The sequence below is a fragment of the Dietzia sp. UBA5065 genome (assembly GCA_002415925.1).
Classification (GTDB): Bacteria; Actinomycetota; Actinomycetes; order Mycobacteriales; family Mycobacteriaceae; genus Dietzia.
Genome location: DIAZ01000069.1, coordinates 7,303 through 7,840 on the forward strand (window position 1 = coordinate 7,303; position 538 = coordinate 7,840).

The window sequence follows — 538 nt, forward strand, 5'->3', positions numbered from 1 at the left end:
CGCCCAGCCCCCTGCGGCGAGCTCGCGCCGCCTGGTCGCAATCGCTGCGGCCTTGGTCGCAACAGCTTCGCCCGACACGGCGATTCACCGCAGGGACTGCGACCATCCGCGAGGCATGGCGGACGACGCAGCGACAGCCATGGCAGCGGTCTGCGGCGGGGCCCACTCCCCCCTCGCGGCTGGCGCCACGACGCGGCGCGCGGGCAGACTGGTTGTCATGTCCAGTGAATCGACAGTCTCCCTCCGCGTGTTCGTGGAACCCCAGCAGGGCGCGACCTACGCCGACCAGCTCGCCGTGGCCCGCGCGGCCGAGGACCTGGGCTACGAGGCCTTCTTCCGCTCCGACCACTACCTCAAGATGGGCGACGTCAGCGGCCTGCCCGGACCCACCGACGCCTGGCTCACCCTGGCCGGACTGGCCCGCGAGACCTCGCGCATCAGGCTCGGCACGCTGCTCACCTCGGTCACCTTCCGCCACCCCGGACCGCTGGCGATCTCCATGTCCCAGGTCGACCACATGTCCGGCGGCCGCCTGGAC

The 538-nt window shown here is 72.1% G+C and carries 1 protein-coding gene; it reads left to right on the plus strand.

Going from position 1 to position 538, the window contains the following annotated elements; translation table 11 throughout:
* Positions 1-217: 217 nt before the first annotated feature.
* Positions 218-538, plus strand: a 321-nt coding sequence (locus tag B4M60_RS05110) for an LLM class flavin-dependent oxidoreductase (RefSeq protein WP_291080919.1), incomplete at its 3' end; no start/stop codon positions are given.